The sequence below is a fragment of the Streptomyces alboflavus genome (assembly GCF_000716675.1).
GTDB classification, from domain to species: domain Bacteria; phylum Actinomycetota; class Actinomycetes; order Streptomycetales; family Streptomycetaceae; genus Streptomyces; species Streptomyces alboflavus.
On record NZ_JNXT01000059.1, the window covers coordinates 70688 to 87900 of the forward strand.

Annotated in this window: 18 protein-coding genes; 7 read left to right on the plus strand and 11 right to left on the minus strand. The window is 72.9% G+C overall.

From position 1 onward, the window contains the following. Positions 1-126: 126 nt before the first annotated feature. The 6 genes from hflX to miaA all read right to left on the minus strand — a co-directional run bounded on the left by hflX (position 127) and on the right by miaA (position 8590). Positions 127-1605 (minus strand): GTPase HflX, encoded by a 1479-nt coding sequence (gene hflX / locus OO63_RS33270; RefSeq protein ID WP_030362812.1) that lies wholly within the window; start codon positions 1603-1605, stop codon positions 127-129. 333 nt (positions 1606-1938) lie between these two features. Next, the gene (locus OO63_RS33275; RefSeq protein WP_030362813.1) at positions 1939-3441 is read right to left on the minus strand and encodes a M1 family metallopeptidase; all 1503 of its coding nucleotides are present in this window, start codon (positions 3439-3441) and stop codon (positions 1939-1941) included. Between the two features lie 169 nt (positions 3442-3610). Continuing rightward, positions 3611-5758 carry a RelA/SpoT family protein gene (locus tag OO63_RS33280; RefSeq protein ID WP_030362814.1) on the minus strand — a complete coding sequence of 716 codons (2148 nt, stop codon included), beginning with the start codon at positions 5756-5758 and terminating at the stop codon, positions 3611-3613. Between the two features lie 252 nt (positions 5759-6010). Continuing rightward, on the minus strand, positions 6011-6904 hold the full coding sequence (gene dapF, locus OO63_RS33285) for a diaminopimelate epimerase (protein WP_030362815.1): 894 nt from the start codon (positions 6902-6904) through the stop codon (positions 6011-6013). A 97-nt stretch (positions 6905-7001) separates the two neighbouring features. Continuing rightward, the gene (locus tag OO63_RS33290) at positions 7002-7544 is read right to left on the minus strand and encodes a hypothetical protein (RefSeq protein WP_030362816.1); all 543 of its coding nucleotides are present in this window, start codon (positions 7542-7544) and stop codon (positions 7002-7004) included. Positions 7545-7651: 107 nt separating this feature from the next. Beyond that, entirely contained in the window at positions 7652-8590 is a 939-nt protein-coding gene (miaA, locus tag OO63_RS33295) for a tRNA (adenosine(37)-N6)-dimethylallyltransferase MiaA (RefSeq protein WP_030362817.1), read from the minus strand. A 182-nt stretch (positions 8591-8772) separates the two neighbouring features. On the opposite strand from miaA, the gene OO63_RS45690 reads away from it, so the two are divergent. Together OO63_RS45690 and OO63_RS33305 are read left to right on the plus strand one after the other, a co-directional pair. Then, positions 8773-9189 carry a hypothetical protein gene (locus OO63_RS45690; RefSeq protein ID WP_033264697.1) on the plus strand — a complete coding sequence of 139 codons (417 nt, stop codon included), beginning with the start codon at positions 8773-8775 and terminating at the stop codon, positions 9187-9189. A 25-nt stretch (positions 9190-9214) separates the two neighbouring features. Then, positions 9215-9508 (plus strand): antitoxin, encoded by a 294-nt coding sequence (locus OO63_RS33305; protein ID WP_030362819.1) that lies wholly within the window; start codon positions 9215-9217, stop codon positions 9506-9508. Between the two features lie 160 nt (positions 9509-9668). On the opposite strand, the gene OO63_RS33310 is transcribed toward OO63_RS33305, so the two are convergent. Then, on the minus strand, positions 9669-10403 hold the full coding sequence (locus OO63_RS33310) for a class III extradiol dioxygenase subunit B-like domain-containing protein (RefSeq protein WP_030362820.1): 735 nt from the start codon (positions 10401-10403) through the stop codon (positions 9669-9671). 82 nt (positions 10404-10485) lie between these two features. Further along, complete coding sequence (gene miaB, locus OO63_RS33315; protein ID WP_030362821.1) at positions 10486-12027, minus strand: tRNA (N6-isopentenyl adenosine(37)-C2)-methylthiotransferase MiaB; 1542 nt, start codon at positions 12025-12027, stop codon at positions 10486-10488. Between the two features lie 119 nt (positions 12028-12146). Here miaB and OO63_RS33320 point away from each other — a divergent pair, with 119 nt between their 5' ends. Next, positions 12147-12653, plus strand: coding sequence for a hypothetical protein (locus OO63_RS33320; RefSeq protein ID WP_030362822.1), 507 nt, complete (start codon positions 12147-12149; stop codon positions 12651-12653). A gap of 10 nt (positions 12654-12663) precedes the next feature. Here OO63_RS33320 and OO63_RS33325 read toward each other — a convergent pair whose 3' ends face one another. The 3 genes from OO63_RS33325 to OO63_RS33335 are packed head-to-tail and all read right to left on the minus strand — an operon-like array spanning position 12664 to position 14206. Then, positions 12664-13014, minus strand: a complete 351-nt coding sequence (locus OO63_RS33325) for an Asp23/Gls24 family envelope stress response protein (RefSeq protein ID WP_030362823.1) — start codon at positions 13012-13014, stop codon at positions 12664-12666. Continuing rightward, positions 13011-13673 (minus strand): hypothetical protein, encoded by a 663-nt coding sequence (locus OO63_RS33330; protein ID WP_051811413.1) that lies wholly within the window; start codon positions 13671-13673, stop codon positions 13011-13013. The genes OO63_RS33325 and OO63_RS33330 overlap by 4 nt, the downstream gene beginning before the upstream one ends. Continuing rightward, positions 13664-14206 carry an RNA polymerase sigma factor gene (locus tag OO63_RS33335; RefSeq protein WP_030362825.1) on the minus strand — a complete coding sequence of 181 codons (543 nt, stop codon included), beginning with the start codon at positions 14204-14206 and terminating at the stop codon, positions 13664-13666. The genes OO63_RS33330 and OO63_RS33335 overlap by 10 nt, the downstream gene beginning before the upstream one ends. Positions 14207-14549: 343 nt before the next feature. On the opposite strand from OO63_RS33335, the gene OO63_RS33340 reads away from it, so the two are divergent. From OO63_RS33340 to OO63_RS33355, 4 genes are all read left to right on the plus strand, one after another. After that, positions 14550-15065: an Asp23/Gls24 family envelope stress response protein gene (locus tag OO63_RS33340; protein ID WP_030362826.1), complete on the plus strand. Its 516-nt coding sequence runs from the start codon at positions 14550-14552 to the stop codon at positions 15063-15065. A gap of 73 nt (positions 15066-15138) precedes the next feature. Next, entirely contained in the window at positions 15139-15324 is a 186-nt protein-coding gene (locus OO63_RS33345) for a hypothetical protein (RefSeq protein WP_030362827.1), read from the plus strand. Then, a complete protein-coding gene (locus OO63_RS45045; protein ID WP_030362828.1) occupies positions 15321-16427 on the plus strand; it encodes a DUF6286 domain-containing Asp23/Gls24 family envelope stress response protein in 1107 nt (368 codons plus the stop codon). The genes OO63_RS33345 and OO63_RS45045 overlap by 4 nt, the downstream gene beginning before the upstream one ends. Further along, the gene (locus OO63_RS33355; RefSeq protein WP_030362829.1) at positions 16424-17017 is read left to right on the plus strand and encodes a hypothetical protein; all 594 of its coding nucleotides are present in this window, start codon (positions 16424-16426) and stop codon (positions 17015-17017) included. Before OO63_RS45045 ends, OO63_RS33355 begins: the two co-directional genes overlap by 4 nt. Positions 17018-17213: the final 196 nt, after the last annotated feature.

Below are 17213 nucleotides of genomic sequence, written 5' to 3' on the forward strand. Positions count from 1 at the left end.
CAGTCACGACCGCGGTGACCTGGAGCTTTCACGGTGAAGGCCCCGCCCCCTACGAATGGGGGCGGGGCCTTCACCGTGTGGTGCGCCTACAAGTTCCGCGTCAGCGCGCGGATTCTCTGCGTCCGGTCAGTGCGCCGCGGGGACGTACGGCGCGAGTTCCGCCGCCAGTTCCTCGTGCACCCGTGCCTTGAGCAGCGTGCCCTCGGGAGTGTGCTCCTCGGAGAGCACCTCGCCGTCGGCGTGCGCACGCGCCACGAGCTTGCCGTGGGTGTACGGCACGAGGGCCTCGATCTCGACCTCGGGGCGCGGCAGTTCGGCGTCGATGAGCGCGAGCAACTCCTCGATGCCGGCGCCGGTGCGCGCGGACACGGCGATCGCGTGCTTCTGCTGACGCAGCAGCCGCTGGAGGACCAGCGGGTCGGCCGCGTCCGCCTTGTTGATCACCACGATCTCGCGCACGTCCGTCGCGCCCACGTCCCGGATGACCTCGCGCACGGCGGCGAGCTGCTCCTCCGGCGCGGGGTGCGAGCCGTCCACCACGTGCAGGATCAGGTCGGACTCGCCGACCTCCTCCATGGTGGAGCGGAACGCCTCCACGAGGTGGTGCGGCAGATGCCGGACGAAGCCGACCGTGTCGGCCAGGGTGTACAGCCGACCGCTGGGCGTCTCCGCCCTGCGGACCGTCGGGTCGAGGGTGGCGAACAGGGCGTTCTCCACCAGCACACCCGCGCCCGTGAGGCGGTTGAGCAGGGAGGACTTGCCGGCGTTCGTGTACCCGGCGATGGCGACCGAAGGCACCTTGTTGCGCTTGCGCTCCTGGCGCTTGATGTCGCGGCCCGTCTTCATCTCCGCGATCTCCCGGCGCATCTTCGCCATCTTCTCGCGGATCCGTCGCCGGTCCGTTTCGATCTTGGTCTCACCGGGACCGCGGGTGGCCATGCCGCCACCGCCGCCGCCACCCATCTGACGGGAGAGCGACTGACCCCAGCCGCGGAGCCTCGGCAGCATGTACTGCATCTGCGCGAGGGCCACCTGTGCCTTGCCCTCTCGGGACTTGGCGTGCTGGGCGAAGATGTCGAGGATCAGGGCGGTCCGGTCGACCACCTTGACCTTGACGACGTCTTCGAGGTGGATGAGCTGGCCGGGGCTGAGCTCACCGTCGCACACGACGGTGTCCGCTCCGGTCTCGAGGACGATGTCACGCAGCTCCAGGGCCTTGCCGGAGCCGATGTACGTCGCCGGGTCGGGCTTGTCGCGGCGCTGGATGACGCCGTCGAGCACGAGCGCGCCCGCGGTCTCCGCGAGGGCGGCCAGCTCGGCGAGGGAGTTCTCCGCGTCGTGAACCGTTCCTGAGGTCCAGACGCCCACGAGGACGACGCGCTCCAGGCGGAGCTGTCGGTACTCGACCTCGGTGACGTCCTCGAGCTCGGTGGAGAGTCCTGCGACGCGGCGCAGGGCCGCGCGCTCGGAGCGGTCGAACTGCTCTCCGTCGATCTCGTGGCTCCAGGCGACGTCCTCTTCCATCAGGGCATCGGCCCGAAGACCTTCGGGGTAGTTCTGCGCGAAGCTCTGTGCGTCCTGGGAAGGGGAAGAAGAGGAGGTCATTGGGTCCTTTACGTCGATGGGAATCCGATACGGAGAGCGCCTGCGGGCATTCTTCGCCCTGCCGCACCGCGTGTGCGACTCGCACCGCGTGCCACAGCGCCACCCGTCATGTTCGACAACGCTCACAGCCCCCCGGAGATTCCCCGGGCCGGCCGGGTCCGCCCCTGAGATGTCCCCGAGGGGATCTCCCGGACGGGCCGCGCCGTCGACCTGTTGATGGTCGCACGGTACGACCCGTCTCGTCACCCGAGTATTTCGGTGCGGCGCCTCGCCCCGGGACGGCCGGGGCACCCGCCGCCTAGGGCCTGGCGCTGCTTCTTGCCGGACGCCGCCTTACTTCTTGCCGGACGTCGCCTTCTTCTCCGGCGGCGTCGACGTCCAGTCGGGGTGCCCGGGCATCGGCGGCGTCTTCGCCCCGTACAGCCAGGCGTCGAAGAACCCGTCGAGGTTCCGGCCGGAGACCTCGGACGCGAGCCGCACGAAGTCGGCGGTGGTCGCGTTCCCGTCGCGGTAGGTGTGCACCCAGGCCCGCTCCACGGCCTCGAAGTCGGACCGGCCGATCTCCTGGCGCAGCGCGTAGAGCACGAGCGCGCTGCCGTCGTACACGACGGGCCGGAAGATGCTGATCTTCTCCCCCGGCCGGGGCCCCTTGGGCGCGGCCGGGGGCCCGCCCGCCGCGCGCCAGCTGTCGGAGAGCCGGTAGGCGTACCGCATCCGCTTCTCCAGCGGCTGGCGCGCCTTCTCCTCGGCGTACAGGGCCTCGTACCAGGTGGCGTGCCCCTCGTTCAGCCACAGGTCGGACCAGGTGGCGGGGCTCACGCTGTCGCCGAACCACTGGTGCGCCAGCTCGTGCACCATGATCGATTCCACGTACCACTCGGGGAACTCGGGCCGTGTGAACAGCTCCTTCTCGAAGAGCGACAGCGTCTGTGTCTCCAGCTCGAAGCCGGTCCGGGCGTCGGCGACGAGCACCCCGTAGGTCTCGAACGGATAGCGGCCGACCTTGTCCTCCATCCAGGAGATCTGGTCAGGGGTCTTCTTCAGCCAGGGTTCCAGTTGCTTGCGGTCCTTCGTGGGCACGACGTCCCGTACGGGGAGGCGGTAGGGGCCGGTGCGGTGCAGCACGGTGGAGCGGCCGATGGACACCTGGGCCAGCTCGGTCGCCATCGGGTGCCGGGTGCGGTACGCCCACGTGGTGGTGTCCGCGCGGCGTTCCTCGGCCAGGGGCAGGCCGTTGGCCACGGCGGTGAGGCCCTTGGGCGCGGTGACGCGGAAGGTGAACTGCGCCTTGTCGGCGGGGTGGTCGTTGCACGGGAACACGCGGTGCGCGACGTCCGCCTGGTTGGCCATCGCGAGCCCGTCGCCGGTGCGCACCCAGCCGCCCTCGACGTCGCGGGACACCGGGTCGCTGGTGTGCCGCACGGCGATCCGCAGGCGCTCGCCGGGCTGCACGCGCGCGTGGGGCGTGACGACCAGGTCCTCACCGGCGGTGGTGAAGTCGGCGGCGGCGCCGTTCACCTCGACGGAGCGGACCTTGCCGTGGGTGAAGTCGAGGTTGACGCGCTCCAGCGGGGCCGTCACCCGGGCGTCGATCTTCGTGAGCGCGTCCAGGGGCTTGCTGTTGTCCCCCTGATAGGTGAAAGCGATGTCGTACGACGTGACGTCGTACCCGGGGTTGCCGAGGTGGGGGAAGAGCCTGTCGCCGATGCCGAGCGGGGCGGCGGGCTGCGGGGCGCTCGCGGCGAGCAGGGCGGCGGAGGTGGTGGCGGCGAGGACGGCGACGGCGATCCGGACCGACTTCGGCCGGGACGGCTTGGTGCGCGGGGTGAGGAGCATGAACTACGGCTATCAGCGCACGCCTTCCACACCGGGACGGCACGCGACGGGCCCACCCGAACGAGTCGGCGCCGTTTCACCGAAGAGCGCCGCCGAGCTCAGCGAGGGGCGCTGCCGGGACCCCCGGGGAGCATCGTCAGGCTCCCGTCGGGCTCAGCGTGGAGCGGCCTCAGGGCGCCGCTGCCGCCCGGTGCTGAGCGCGGGCCACGTCGTACACCCCGGGGACATTGCGCATGGCGCGCATCAGGCCCGGAAGGTGTGCCGCGTCGGGGAGTTGGAGCGTGTACGTGTGGCGTACGCGCTGTTGGCTCGGGGGTTCGACGGTCGCCGAGATGATCGCGGCGCCTTCTAGGGCGATGGCTTCGGTGAGGTCGGCCAGGAGGTGCGCCCGGCCGAACGACTCGGCGATCAGGGTGACCCTGCACTCCGTAGTGTCCCCCCAGCGCACGCCCACCTCCGGGCGCCCCACCTGCGTCATGCGCGCCACCGCGGGGCAGGTCACGCGGTGGACGGTGACGACGCCGCCGCGTACCGCGAAGCCGGTGATCTCGTCGGGCGGGACCGGGGTGCAACAGCCCGCGAGCCGTACGGTGGCGCCCTCGCGGTCGACGACGACGTTCTCCGCCGCCGGGCGCAGGGCCGCGGAGACCTGGGGCCTCGGTGTGGCGGCGGGCACCGTCACGAGGGCGGGCGGAGCCGGGGCGGACTGCGCGGGAGGGACGGGGGCGGACGCCGGGTGCGTGGTGAGCCAGCGCCGGATGGCAATGCGCGCGGCGGGGGTGCGCGCGTGGTCGAGCCAGTCGCGCGAGGGCCCCGACGCCAGGTCCTGGCCCATGAGCAGCTGCACGGTGTCGCCGTCGCGCAGGACCGTGCTGAGCGTGGCCAGGCGGCCGTTGACGCGCGCGCCGATGCAGGCGTGGGCGTCCTCGCCGTACTGGGCGTAGGCGGCGTCGACGCAGCTGGCGCCCGCGGGCAGGCCGAGCGTGCCGCCGTCGGTGCGGTAGACGGCGATCTCGCGGTCCTGGGCGAGGTCTTCGCGGAGCGTCGACCAGAAGGTGTCGGGGTCGGGGGCGGCCTGCTGCCAGTCGAGGAGGCGCGAGAGCCAGCCGGGACGGGTGGGGTCGGCGCGCTCGCCGTCGGGCGGCTGCTCCTCGGACGGCACGGCGTAGGGGTTGTGCAGGGCGACGACGCCCGCTTCGGCGACCCGGTGCATCTGGTGGGTGCGGATGAGGACTTCGGCGACTTCGCCGTCGCCGCGGGCCACGGCCGTGTGCAGCGACTGGTACAGGTTGAACTTCGGTACGGCGATGAAGTCCTTGAACTCCGAGACGACCGGCGTGAAGCAGGTGTGCAGCTCGCCGAGGACTCCGTAGCAATCGGCGTCCTCGTTGACGAGGACGAGCAGGCGGCCGAAGTCGGCGGGGCGCAGCTCGCCGCGTTTGCGGTGCGCGCGGTGGACGGACACGAAGTGGCGTGGCCGGATGAGGACTTCGGCGGCGATGCCGGCCTCGCGCAGGACGCCGCGCACCTCTTCGGAGATGTCGGCCAGCGGGTCGGTCCCGGCCCGCGTCTTCGCCGAGATCAGCTCCCTGACCTCGGCGTACTCCTCGGGGTGGAGGATCGCGAAGACGAGGTCCTCCAGCTCGGTCTTGAGGGCCTGCACGCCGAGCCGTTCGGCGAGCGGGATGAGGACGTCGCGGGTGACCTTGGCGATGCGGGCCTGTTTCTCGGGGCGCATCACGCCGAGCGTGCGCATGTTGTGCAGGCGGTCGGCGAGTTTGATCGCCATCACGCGGACGTCGTTGCCGGTGGCGACCAGCATCTTGCGGAAGGTCTCCGGTTCTGCAGCGGCTCCGTAGTCGACCTTTTCGAGTTTGGTGACGCCGTCGACCAGGTAGCAGACGTCGTCGCCGAACTCCGCGCGTACCTGATCGAGCGTCACATCCGTGTCCTCGACGGTGTCGTGGAGCAGGGACGCGGTCAACGTGGTGGTCTCGGCGCCCAGTTGGGCCAGGATGAGCGTGACGGCGAGCGGGTGTGTGATGTACGGCTCACCGCTCTTGCGCATCTGGCCGCGGTGCGAGGACTCCGCGAGGACGTAGGCGCGGCGCAGCGGCTCCAGGTCGGCGTCCGGGTGGTGGCCGCGGTGGGCCTCGGCCACATGGCCGATGGCGTCCGGCACGCGGTCCCTCGCGGCGGGGCCGAGGAATGCGGCGCGGCCGAGTCTGCGCAGGTCGAGGCGGGGGCGGGCGCGCCTTCGCTGGGTCGAGGGCGTCGTCGGGCCTGGCGTCGCGGGATTCGTCGCCTCCGCACTCATGGGCACCTCCGGCAGCTCCGACCGGCGGTGGGCGGACGGCAGCCTGCTCCGTCCGGGCCGGTGCTTGATGCTATCGAGCCCATCACGTGGTGCTGACCCGCTCTCGCCGAGCGTGAAACGGATCACCCATTCGAGCGACAGTTCTGTGGAGTGTCGTTTCGAGCGGGACGAGCGGGGTTTCGACCACGGCGCGGGGTCGGGGGCGGGCGGACCGCCCGTGCTCCCGTGTGCGCCGTGCGGCCGAGCGCGCCATCAGGCCGCCGCTACGGCCGCCGCCAGCCAGTCGGCGTCGATCTCGCCCTCGGCCACGATCACGGCGGGGCCCGTCTTCTCGATCTCGCCGTCCGGCCGCTCTGTGATGACCAGGCGCCCGCCGGGCACGTCGACGGTGTACGCCACGGGGGTGCCGGTCACTGCGGGGTCCAGGCCGTCCCTGCGCGCCGCCGCGACGGCCACGGCGCAGGCTCCCGTGCCGCACGAGCGGGTCTCGCCGGCGCCGCGCTCGTACACGCGCATGGCGACGTGGCGCGGGCCGCGGTCGACCACGAACTCCACGTTCACCCCGTGCGGGTAGGCCGTGGCCGGGCTGAAGGGCGGCGGGTCCAGGAGGCGGCCCGCGTGCGCCAGGTCGGCCACGAAGGCGACCGCGTGCGGGTTGCCCATGTTCACGTTGAGCGCGGGCCACTGGTGCTCGTCCACGGAGATCGTGACGTCGCCCCCGGGGAGCACGGCCTTGCCCATGGCGACGGTGATGTCGCCGGGGGCGCCGTCCTCGGTGGGCTTGGCGATGTGGACGCGCTTGACGCCGCCTCGGGTGGCGACGGCCACGTCGCCCTCGCCGACGAGCCCCGCACGCTCGAGGTACCGGGCGAAGACGCGCACGCCGTTGCCGCACATCTCGGCGACCGAGCCGTCGCCGTTGCGGTAGTCCATGAACCACTCGGCCTCCGCGGCCAGGTGCCGCGCGTCCGGGTGGGCGGCGGAGCGCACGACGTGCAGCAGACCGTCGCCGCCGATACCCGCGCGGCGGTCGCACAGGGCGGCGACGGCGGCCGGGGGCAGTTCGATGGCGTTGTCGGCGTCGGGGACGATCACGAAGTCGTTCTCGGTCCCGTGCCCCTTGAGGAAGGCGATCCGCGTGCTCATCCCTCGATCGTACGGGGTGGGTGCGACAAGCTGCCGGGGCCGTCCATGGGGAGAGGTGACGCCCAGGCCGCGTCGGTGCGCCGTCGGGGTCGGGGCGTCAGCGGAGGCGGGCCACGCGCCACACCGCGAGCACCGCGACCACCCCGACGACCAGCGTGTACGCGGACACCACGCGCCAGTCCGGCCGCCGCCCGGAGCCGCGCTCCGGCAGCCCCGGCCAGGTGTGCCCCACGCGGCGGGCGGCCATCATGCCCCAGCCCGCGGCACAGGAGCTGAGGAGCAGCCCGAGCATCGCGACGACGGCGCCGCCGTCGCCGAACTCGAAGGCCAGCGGGAAGGCGAACATCAGGGAGCCGACGGCGGCGAGGATCACGATCGGCGCGAGCTGCCAGATGCGCAGCCTGCGCTGCGGCCGCAGCTCGACCTCGACCTCGGGTTCCGTCGCCAGCTCCTCCTCGGTGGGGCCGTCGTCGGTCATGCCGCTCTCGGTGATCCCGGGGCTGTCGGGTCCGTCCGGGCTGAGTCGGCCGTCCGGTCCGTCCGGGCCGAGTCGCGCGCCGCTGTGCGCGGGGTGCTCCGCACCGTCCTGTGCGGTGTGCTGCTCGCCGTCATGTGCGGTGTCACGAGGGCCGGCCTCCATCGCCACGCGCCCTCCCACTTCGGACTCCACTGGTCGATCGATGGTCGATGATGGCACGCCGTCAGCTGCCTCGATGACCGGCGGAGCGTCCCGATGCCATCACGTGATCAGGCTGTGACCGCTCGTTCGACCAACGCCATTGCACTCCCCGGGAGTTCCCCGCGGTCGGCGACGGCGCCGCTCAGCCAGTGCACGCGTGGATCACGCCGGAACCAGGAGTCCTGTCGGCGCGCGAAGCGTTTCGTGGCGCGCACGGTCTCGGCGCGCGCCTCGTCCTCGGTGCACTCACCGGCGAGCGCCCCGAGCACCTGTTGGTAGCCGAGCGCGCGCGACGCCGTGCGCCCCTCCCGAAGCCCTTGCGCCTCCAGCGTGCGCACCTCCTCCACAAGTCCCGCCTCCCACATGCGGTCCACGCGCGTGGCGATGCGCAGGTCGAGCTCGGGGCGGGCCACGTCGACGCCGATCTGCACGGTGTCGTACACGGACTCGTGACTGGGGAGGTTGGCGGTGAACGGCTTGCCCGTGATCTCGATGACCTCCAGGGCGCGCACGATCCGGCGCCCGTTGCCGGGCAGGATCGCGTGGGCCGCGTCCGGGTCGGCGGCGGCAAGGCGGGCGTGCAGCACGCCGGGGCCGTGCTCCTCCAGCTCCTCCTCCAGGCGGGCGCGGACGGCGGGGTCGGTGCCGGGGAACTCCAGGTGGTCGACGGCCCCGCGCACGTACAGGCCGGAGCCGCCGACCAGGATCGGCCAGCGGCCCTCGCCGAGCAGCCGGTCGATCTCCGCGCGCGCGAGCTTCTGGTACTCGGCCACGCTCGCCGCCTCCGTCACGTCCCAGACGTCCAGGAGGTGGTGCGGCACCCCTTCGCGCTCGGCGGGCGTCAGCTTGGCGGTGCCGATGTCCATCCCCCGATACAGCTGCATCGAGTCGGCGTTGACGACTTCGCCGCCCAGACGCTGGGCGAGGTGGACGCCCAGATCGGACTTTCCGGCCGCGGTGGGCCCGACGACGGCGATGACCCGCGGGGCGGGAGGTGCACTTCTCACCGACCCAGTCTCGCAAATCGCTCGGCGGGTGCCCGAACGAGCTACGTGACGGCACGGCTCCGGGTTCGTTGCCTGTTGCGAGGTTCCGGCCGCCGGTTTCGAGGATCGGTGACCCGGGCGACGCAATCGGACGCACCGGGTGGCGCGGGATTTCGCCCACACGAGTAACGTATGGAGTAGATATGGGCGTTTTTAGTCGGTTTCGCCGGAAGAGCAAGGACACGGACGAGGCATCGACCACCGAGGCGTCGGCCGCCACCGTGACGGCCGATGAGGAGGACGCCGAGGCCTCCGCTGAGGCCAAGGCCGACGACAAGGCAGAGGACGGAACCGAGGCCGCAGAGGCAACCGCGTCCACCGCGGCCGCCACGTCCGCCACGTCCGCCACGTCCGCCACGTCCGCCACGTCCGCCACGTCCGCCACGTCCGCCACGTCCGCCACGGACAAGGACAACGACAAGTCCGAGGCCAAGGCCTCTGCCGAGGACGAGACGGAGGAATCGGCCGAGGCGGCTGCCGCGGAGGGTGTGGAGATCCCGAAGCAGCAGTCCGCGCAGGAGGCGGCCGACAACGAGGCCGGTGAGAGCGCCCGCAAGTGACTCCCCCGCGAAGGAAGGCGAATCCGTGGGCTTCCTGAACCAGCTGAAGGACAAACTCGCCCCTGCCAAGGACAAGGTCTCGGGCCTCGCGCAGCAGCACGGGGACAAGATCGACCAAGGCCTGCACAAGGCCGCCGACGTGGTCGATCGCAGGACCAAGGGCAAGTACAGCGACAAGATCCAGGCGGGGGCGGGCAAGGCCAAGGACGCCCTGGACCGCCTCGCCGGGACGGACGGCGGCAAGGGCGGGAGCGGCGGTGCCACTCCCCCCGGCGACGCCCCACCCCCGTCACCGCCGACGCCCCCTTCGGCTTCCTGAGCGGCTCTGGACCACCGGCGGACGGCCGTGAAGCGCGACTGGCTTCACGGCCGTCGGCGTGTCCGGGAGACGGCTTTCCGGGAGTGTCGGCCGGGGCCGCGGCGGCCTCCTGGGAGCCCTCGGGCGGGCCGGTGGCCCTCCACAGGGTGTCGGCGTGGCCCTACGACCAGGCCGCCACCAGGTAGCCCACCCCGTACGGCGCGTCGTCGAAGAGCAGCTCGCCGCGCAGGCCCGCGCCGTCGGCCGCGCCCGCGAGCACCTGCCAGGGCGCCCGGCCCGCCGCCTTCAGCTCCTGCGCGAGCTCCGCGTCCAGTGCCTTGAGCGCCGCCACGTCGGCCGCGGCGAGCGCTCGCGCCACGTCCGCGTCGAACCCTGCGGCCCGCTCGTCCAGATAGCCGGGCGCCTTGAGTGTGCGGCACGCGCTGGCGTCGCCCATCACGAGCAGCGCCACCCGGTCCGCGCGCGCGGCGATCTCCTCTCCCACTTGGATACACCGCTCGGGCGCGAGAGGTTCCCCCACACCGAGGCCTTCGAGCGGGGCGGCCGACCACTCCGTGCGCCCGAGCAGCCAACCGGCGACGGCCAACGACACCGGGAGCAGACGCTCCGTGGCCTCACCCGTGCCGGCCCCGGCGTCCGCCGGGGCCTCTCCGAGGCGTACGTCGAGGTCCACGCCGAAGCCCCGGAACGAACCGCGTGCCCCCTGGGCGTGCGGTCCGCGGTCCTGCTGCTCCGCGGGTCCCACGACGACGAGCCGGTCGGGCCGGGACGCGGCGAGCACACCGATCGCGTCCGTGCACGCCGCCCGCGCGGCATCCAGTTCCGGCGCGGCGCCCGCTGCGACCTCGGGCACGAGCAGGGGCGGACAAGGGCAGACGGCTGCGGCGACAAGCATGATCCGCAGCGTACAGACAGGGCCGACGGCCGCGGCGGACAGGCGCAGCGGACGCGGCTCTGGGCAGGGAACGCCGTGTGCGTCAGTCGATGCTGCAGCCGCCCGTGGCCGCCGGGAGCGGCTCGGGGACGCCCACCTTCGGGAGGCCGAGGAGCACTCCGGAGGGCTTCGGGGCGTCGGCCGTATTGCGCTTCTCCCAGGCGTCGCCCGCGCGGGTGCGCCGGACGTCGAGGACGGTGCCCTCGGCGAGCAGGTGGTGCGGCGCCGCGTACGTGATCTCGACCGTCACCACGTCACCAGGGCGCACCTCGGTGTCGGGCTTGGTGAAGTGCACCAGGCGGTTGTCGGGGGCGCGGCCGGACAGGCGGTGCGTGGTGCCGTCCTTGCGGCCCTCGCCCTCGGCGACCATCAGCTCCAGGGTGCGGCCGACCTGCTTCTTGTTCTCGGACCAGGAGATCTCCTCCTGGAGGGCCACCAGGCGTTCGTAGCGCGCCTGGACGACCTCCTTGGGGATCTGGTCGTCCATCTCGGCGGCGGGCGTCCCGGGGCGCTTGGAGTACTGGAAGGTGAAGGCGTTGGCGAAGCGGGCCTCGCGGACCACGTGCATGGTCTGCTCGAAGTCCTCCTCGGTCTCACCGGGGAAGCCCACGATGATGTCCGTGGAGATCGCCGCGTCCGGCATGGCGGCGCGGACCTTTTCGATGATCCCCAGGAAGCGGTCCTGGCGGTAGGAGCGGCGCATCGCCTTCAGGACCGGGTCCGAGCCGGACTGCAGCGGCATGTGCAGCTGGGGCATCACGTTCGGCGTCTCGGCCATCGCTGCGATCACGTCGTCCGTGAAGTCGCGCGGGTGCGGGGAGGTGAAGCGCACCCGCTCCAGGCCCTCGATCCGCCCGCAGGCGCGCAACAGCTTGCTGAAGGCCTCGCGGTCGCCGATGTCGGAGCCGTACGCGTTCACGTTCTGGCCGAGCAGCGTGATCTCCGAGACGCCCTCGCCGACGAGCGCCTCGATCTCGGCGAGGATGTCGCCGGTCCTGCGGTCCTTCTCCTTGCCGCGCAGGGCGGGCACGATGCAGAAGGTGCAGGTGTTGTTGCACCCCACGGAGATCGACACCCATGCCGCGTACGCGCTCTCGCGGCGCGTGGGCAGGGTCGAGGGGAACGCCTCCAGGGACTCGGCGATCTCGACCTGCGCCTCTTCCTGCACGCGGGCGCGCTCCAGGAGGACCGGCAGCTTGCCGATGTTGTGCGTGCCGAAGACGACGTCGACCCAGGGCGCCTTCTTGACGATGGTGTCGCGGTCCTTCTGGGCCAGACAGCCGCCGACGGCGATCTGCATGCCGGGGCGCTGGGTCTTGCGGGGGGCGAGGCGGCCGAGGTTGCCGTACAGGCGGTTGTCGGCGTTCTCCCGAACCGCGCACGTGTTGAAGACCACCACGTCCGCGTCGCCGTCGGAGCCCTCCGGAGCGCGCACGTAACCGGCGTTCTCCAGGAGGCCGGAGAGGCGTTCGGAGTCGTGGACGTTCATCTGGCACCCGTAGGTGCGGATCTCGTAGCTTCGCGCGACGGCCGCTTCGTCCACTGCTTCGTCCACTGCTCCGGTCCGGACACTGCTGCTGGTCATCCCTCAAGGGTACGGGGGCTGCGGCAGTGGGCTCTCACCACCTTGGTCCCCGCCCTCGTCCCTGCCGCGCCCCGCCCAATTCGGGTGCGATCCGCGGGGCGGCCCCCTAGCTTCTGCACATGAGCGCTTCCTTTGTCCCCGACGACTTCGTCGTCCCCCTGGAGCTGGTCACCCCGGAGTTCCGTCTGGAACCGCTGGAGGGCCGGCACAACACCGAGGACCTCGCCGCCTGGACCGGCAGCATCGAGCACATCCGTGCCACTCCGGGCTTCCGGGGCCGGAGCTGGCCCCCGCTGGCCGGGATGTCGCCGGAGGAGAACCTGCGCGACCTGCACGAGCACGCGGAGGACTTCGCCCGGCGCGGCGGGTTCACGTACACCGTGATCGAGACGGCGAGCGGCGAGGTCATCTGGTGCCTCTACATCTATCCGCACCGTGCCGACGGCTCTCCGCCCCATGCCGACGGTTCCCACACCGATGCCTCCGGAGGAGACGGTTTCGACGCCGACGTCCGGTCCTGGGTCCGGGCCGACCGCGCCGCCCTCGACGCGACCCTGTACGAGGCCGTGAGCGCGTGGCTGGCCGCGCGCTGGCCCTTCGGGAAGGTCAACTACGCGGCCCGCTGACCCCGCGCCGCTACACGACCCCGGTCACCGTCACCCTGACCCGCGCGGACACCGCCTCCGGCGCCTGCTCCTCCAGGGCCGCCACGACCGCCGAGCGCACCGCGCGGGTCACGTCCAGGGCGCGGTGCCCCCGGCTCAGCACCACGTACACCTCGATGTCCAGACCCTGGGAGCCCTTCCCGCGCTCCACGCGCACTCCGGAGGCCCCGGCCGCCCCGGACGTGCCGCGGCCCGCTCCCAGGCCCACGGAGGAGCGCAGCAGCTCGGCCAGCCCGGGGCGCAGGAAGGCCACGCCACGGGTGGCGAGCACGGCGCTGCCGACGACGTCCGCGAGTGCGCGCGGAGCCTGCTGTTCCGTCATCCCTGCCGCCCTTCGGTGCCCTCGTCGTCCAGCAGGTCGGCGATCACCACGTCGACCGCAGCGACCCGCATGCCCAGTTCGCGGTCCGCGGCCGCGACGATCCGGGCGCGCACCTCGTCCGCGACGAGCTGCAGGTTCCAGGAGAGGCCGACCTGCACTTCGACGCGGATCCGGGCCGGTCCGCGCGGCAGCCGTCCCGGGGGCGGTGCCGCGGCCGGGCGGACGGTGTCCTGAGGGTCGGCCTCTATGCGGCAGCTGCCCGCGCGGACGCCCGGCAGGGAGTCCACGGCGGCCCGGAACGTCCGCGCGGCCGCCGCCTCCACGATCCACGCGTCCTCGTCGGCCTCGCCCAGCGGCAGGGTGCGGCCAGGACGCAGCTCCAGGCGTACGACGTCCATGACGCGGCCGGCGAGCGCGGTGGTGTCCCACGTGTGTTCCTGGGGTTCGTCGTCGCGTGTCCGGGCGACGGCGTCCTCCAGGGAGCGCAGCGCCCGCAGCGCGTCGGCGCAGTGCGGGCAGCCGGCCGTGTGCGGGTCCGGCTCGCCCGTCTCCGCCTGCTCCCACACCTGCGCGAGTTCGCGGCCGCACGGCAGGATCTCGTCCTCGGGCACGTCCTCGAACGACGTCCCGCCCGGTGCCCCGCCTTCGTTCATCGCCATCCGGCCATCGCCTCCGTCAGATAGCGCCGGGCCCTGAAGACGCGGCCTCGGACCGCCTCCTGGCTGATGCCGACCGACTCGGCGATGGACTCGTAGGGCACGCCGTCGAGCTCCCGCAGGACCCAGCACACCCGCTGCTCCGGTGAGAGCCCTTGTATCGCCCGTGACAGGTCCTGGACGGCGGCGTGCGCCTCGGCGGCCCGCGGCGGGGACACCTGGTGCTCGGGGGCCTGCGGCTCCGGAACGCTGTCCAGGGCCGTCACGGGCTGCCGCGAACGCAGCACGTTGAGACAGCGGTTGGTGACGATCCTGTGCATCCAGGTGCCGAACCGGGCGTCCCCGCGGAACTCCGGCAGTTTGCGCCAGGCGCTCACGAAGGCCTCCTGCACGGCGTCCTCCGCCTCTGTCGGGCTGCCGAGCAGCCGTGTGGCGAGGCGCAGCAGGACGGGCGCGTGCCGGTGCACGAGCGCCTCGAAGGCCTCGTCGTCACCTTCGGCGGCACGCACCACCAGCAGCGCGTCCTCATGCGGCAACGACGCATCCTCGTCCTCCGGCGCTCTGCCCCGTTCCCCGGGCACACGCGGCTCCTCTCGCTCCGGTCGTCCTCTTACGACACACGACAAGCCGCCCGCGTTACGCGGCGCAGGCACGCTACCTGTCCGGGGAAGAAATTCCCGAGAGGCGCGTAACGGATCCGGGGCACCCGTGTCAGTGGAGGTGAAGGGCGCGACACGAAGTGGTGCGGCGCGGCGAGCGCCGTACGACGCGGAACACGCCACGGGGGCAGCACAGCGACACGGTCGGCACGGCGTGCACGGCCGTTGAAGACCCGCACGACCAACGAGACAACGAGACCAACGACTAGGAGATGCCGATATGGCGACACAGGAGCTCACCTCGAAGTCGGCCGCTTCCAGCAGCACGGAGAAGGAACTCGTCGGCGGCCAGAAGAGCACCGAGGGGGCCACCACCCTCGCGGGCCGCACCGGCGCGAGCGAACCGGCGGCGACGCGCGGCAAGACCTCGATCGCGGATGTCGTGGTCGTCAAGATCTCCGGCATGGCGGCGCGCGAGATCCCCGGAGTGCACGACATGGGCGGCGGTCTGTCCCGCACCATCGGCGCCGTGCGCGACCGCGTGCCCGGAGGGCGCCCGAACGTGGGCCGCGGCGTGAAGGTCGAGGTCGGCGAGCGGCAGACGGCGATCGACCTCGACATCGTCGTCGAGTACGGCGTGCCCATCACGGACGTCGCCCACGACGTGCGCGAGAACGTCATCGCGGCCGTGGAGCGCATCACCGGCCTGGAGGTCGTCGAGGTCAACGTCGCGATCAACGACGTGCACCTGCCCGACGACGACCGGGACGCCACCGCGGAGACCCGCGTCGAGTAGGACCAGGCCCCTTGCCGCTCTCCCGGCGGCTGCGATGCCCCTTCTGCGTCCCTTCTACGGTGTGAGGTGAGTGGTGAACAAAGCCCTGGTAGGCCTGTTTTCGGGGATGGCTCTGGGATTCGCCGGATGGTTCGGCGGCTTCGGCGCGTTCCTGCTGGTCGCCGCGCTCGGCGCGGTGGGCTTCGTCCTGGGGCGCCTCGTGGACGACGGGATCGACATCCGGGAGTTCCTGTCCGGGCGTGACCGGGAGCGGCGATGAGCACCCCCGCCGCGGAGCGCGGTGCGACCACCGTCGCGGACCGCGCGGTGCGCCGGATCGCGGAGCGCGCCGCCACGGAGGCGCTGGGGCCGGGCGAGGTCCGGGTCAGCGGGGGCTCGGCGGCCGTGCGCGGCCGCCGGGCCCGTGTGGACGTCACCGTGGCGGTGCCCTACGCGGGCGTGCTCGACGACACGGGCGAGAACGTCCGCTCGCACGTCACCGAGCGCACGGCCCACCTGACCGGCCTCTCCGTGGACTCGGCCCGGGTCCACGTACGGGAGTTGTCCTTGCGGGAGGGCTCGACGGAGAGGGTTGATCAGGCGGAGGGCGCTGGGTACGGGGAGGGCTCCGGGTACGCTGAGCGCCCTGCGTACGGCACAGGCACCGCAGACGCGCGGGACGCCAAGGCGACCTCTCGGGACGCCAAGGCGAGCTCTACGGAGGCGACGGTCACGCGCGGCGTACGGCGCCCGTGGTCCGAACGGCGGTTGCCGGTGGCAGCGTTGGCCCTGGCTGCGGCCGTCGCCTCCGGAGTGCTGCTGTACGACGTGGTGGCGGTGCACGCGGCGGACCGGGCGCCCGCGCGGTGGCGGGTGCGGCTCGTGGACTGGCTGGCCGCGCACGGGCCGGACGGCGGTACCGCGGTGACCATCGCCGCCGCGGCGGCCGTGTTGGCCCTCGGCGTGTGCCTGCTGGTCCTGGCGGTCGCCCCGGGGCAGCGACGGCTTCTCCCGATGGCGGCGCCGCTGCCCGGGGTGCGCGCGGTCCTCGAACGCGGTGCGGCCGCGGCCCTGTTGCGGGACGCCGTGGTCCAGGTGCCGGGAGTCACGCGGGCGCGGGTGCGGGTCGGACGCCGCCGGACGCGGGTGCGGGTGGGGCTCGGGTTCGGTGACCCCGCCACGGCCCGCCAGGAGGTCCTGAGGGCGGCGGAGGCGGCGTTGGCGGAGTGCGGGCTCGCCAGGCCGCCGCGGCTGCGCGTACGGCTGCGTACGGAGCCCACGTGGCGTGAACCGGCGCCGCCGGCCCCGGTGGCCCCGCTCCCGGCCGGCACGACACCGCAGCCCGCCGCCCAGGAGCCCGCACCGGGGAGCGGCCCCTCATGAGCGCGCTCCGGCAAGGTGTGAACCGCGCGACGCTGCTGTGCGTCGCGGTGCTGCTGCTCGGTTCGGGGGCCGCCCTGGCCACCACGGCGGACCCCGTCCGGGACCGGCTGCCGTCCGGCTGGCCGCGCCTCGGCACCGACCGCGTGTGGCTGGACGGCGCCGCGCTCGGGCGCTGGCGCGACCACTCCTGGTGGCCGCCCGTCGTGATCGCGGCCCTGGCGGTCGCCCTGTTGCTGTTCCTGTGCTGGGTCGCCCTCGAGGTCCGCGCGGGGCGCTTGCGGGTGCTCCCGCTGGGGCGGGACGGGGTCACCCTCGCGGGTCCGGCGCTCGCGGCGGCGATGGCCGGGCGCGTCCAGGCGGTCGACGGGGTGGCCCGTGCCCACGTGCGCCTCCTTGGCCGCCCCCACCGGCTGCGGGCGCGCATCACGCTGGTCCTCGCGGCGGACGGCTCGCCCCGCGCGGTCCTGCGCCGGCTGGCCGAGCAGGCCGTCGCGGAGGCCCGTGCGGCGGCGGCACCGCGCGCCCTGGAGGCGGAGGTGCGGATCGGCGTCCGGACGCACAGGGCGCGCCCGCGCCGTCGCGTCCGCTGACCAACGTCCCGCGCCCGGACAGCGTGCCCCGCGGGGCGCACCCGCCTCGAAACCCGCCCCTCGTAAGGGCGTTCAGGGGCGCCTTGCCGCCGGTGTGAGATGGACGCTCATATTCCGCGACTAGATTGCCTCCTGGCACCTCAGCGGCCGCGCGCGTCACGGCCCTCACCCCGCCACAACCTCACAACGTCACACG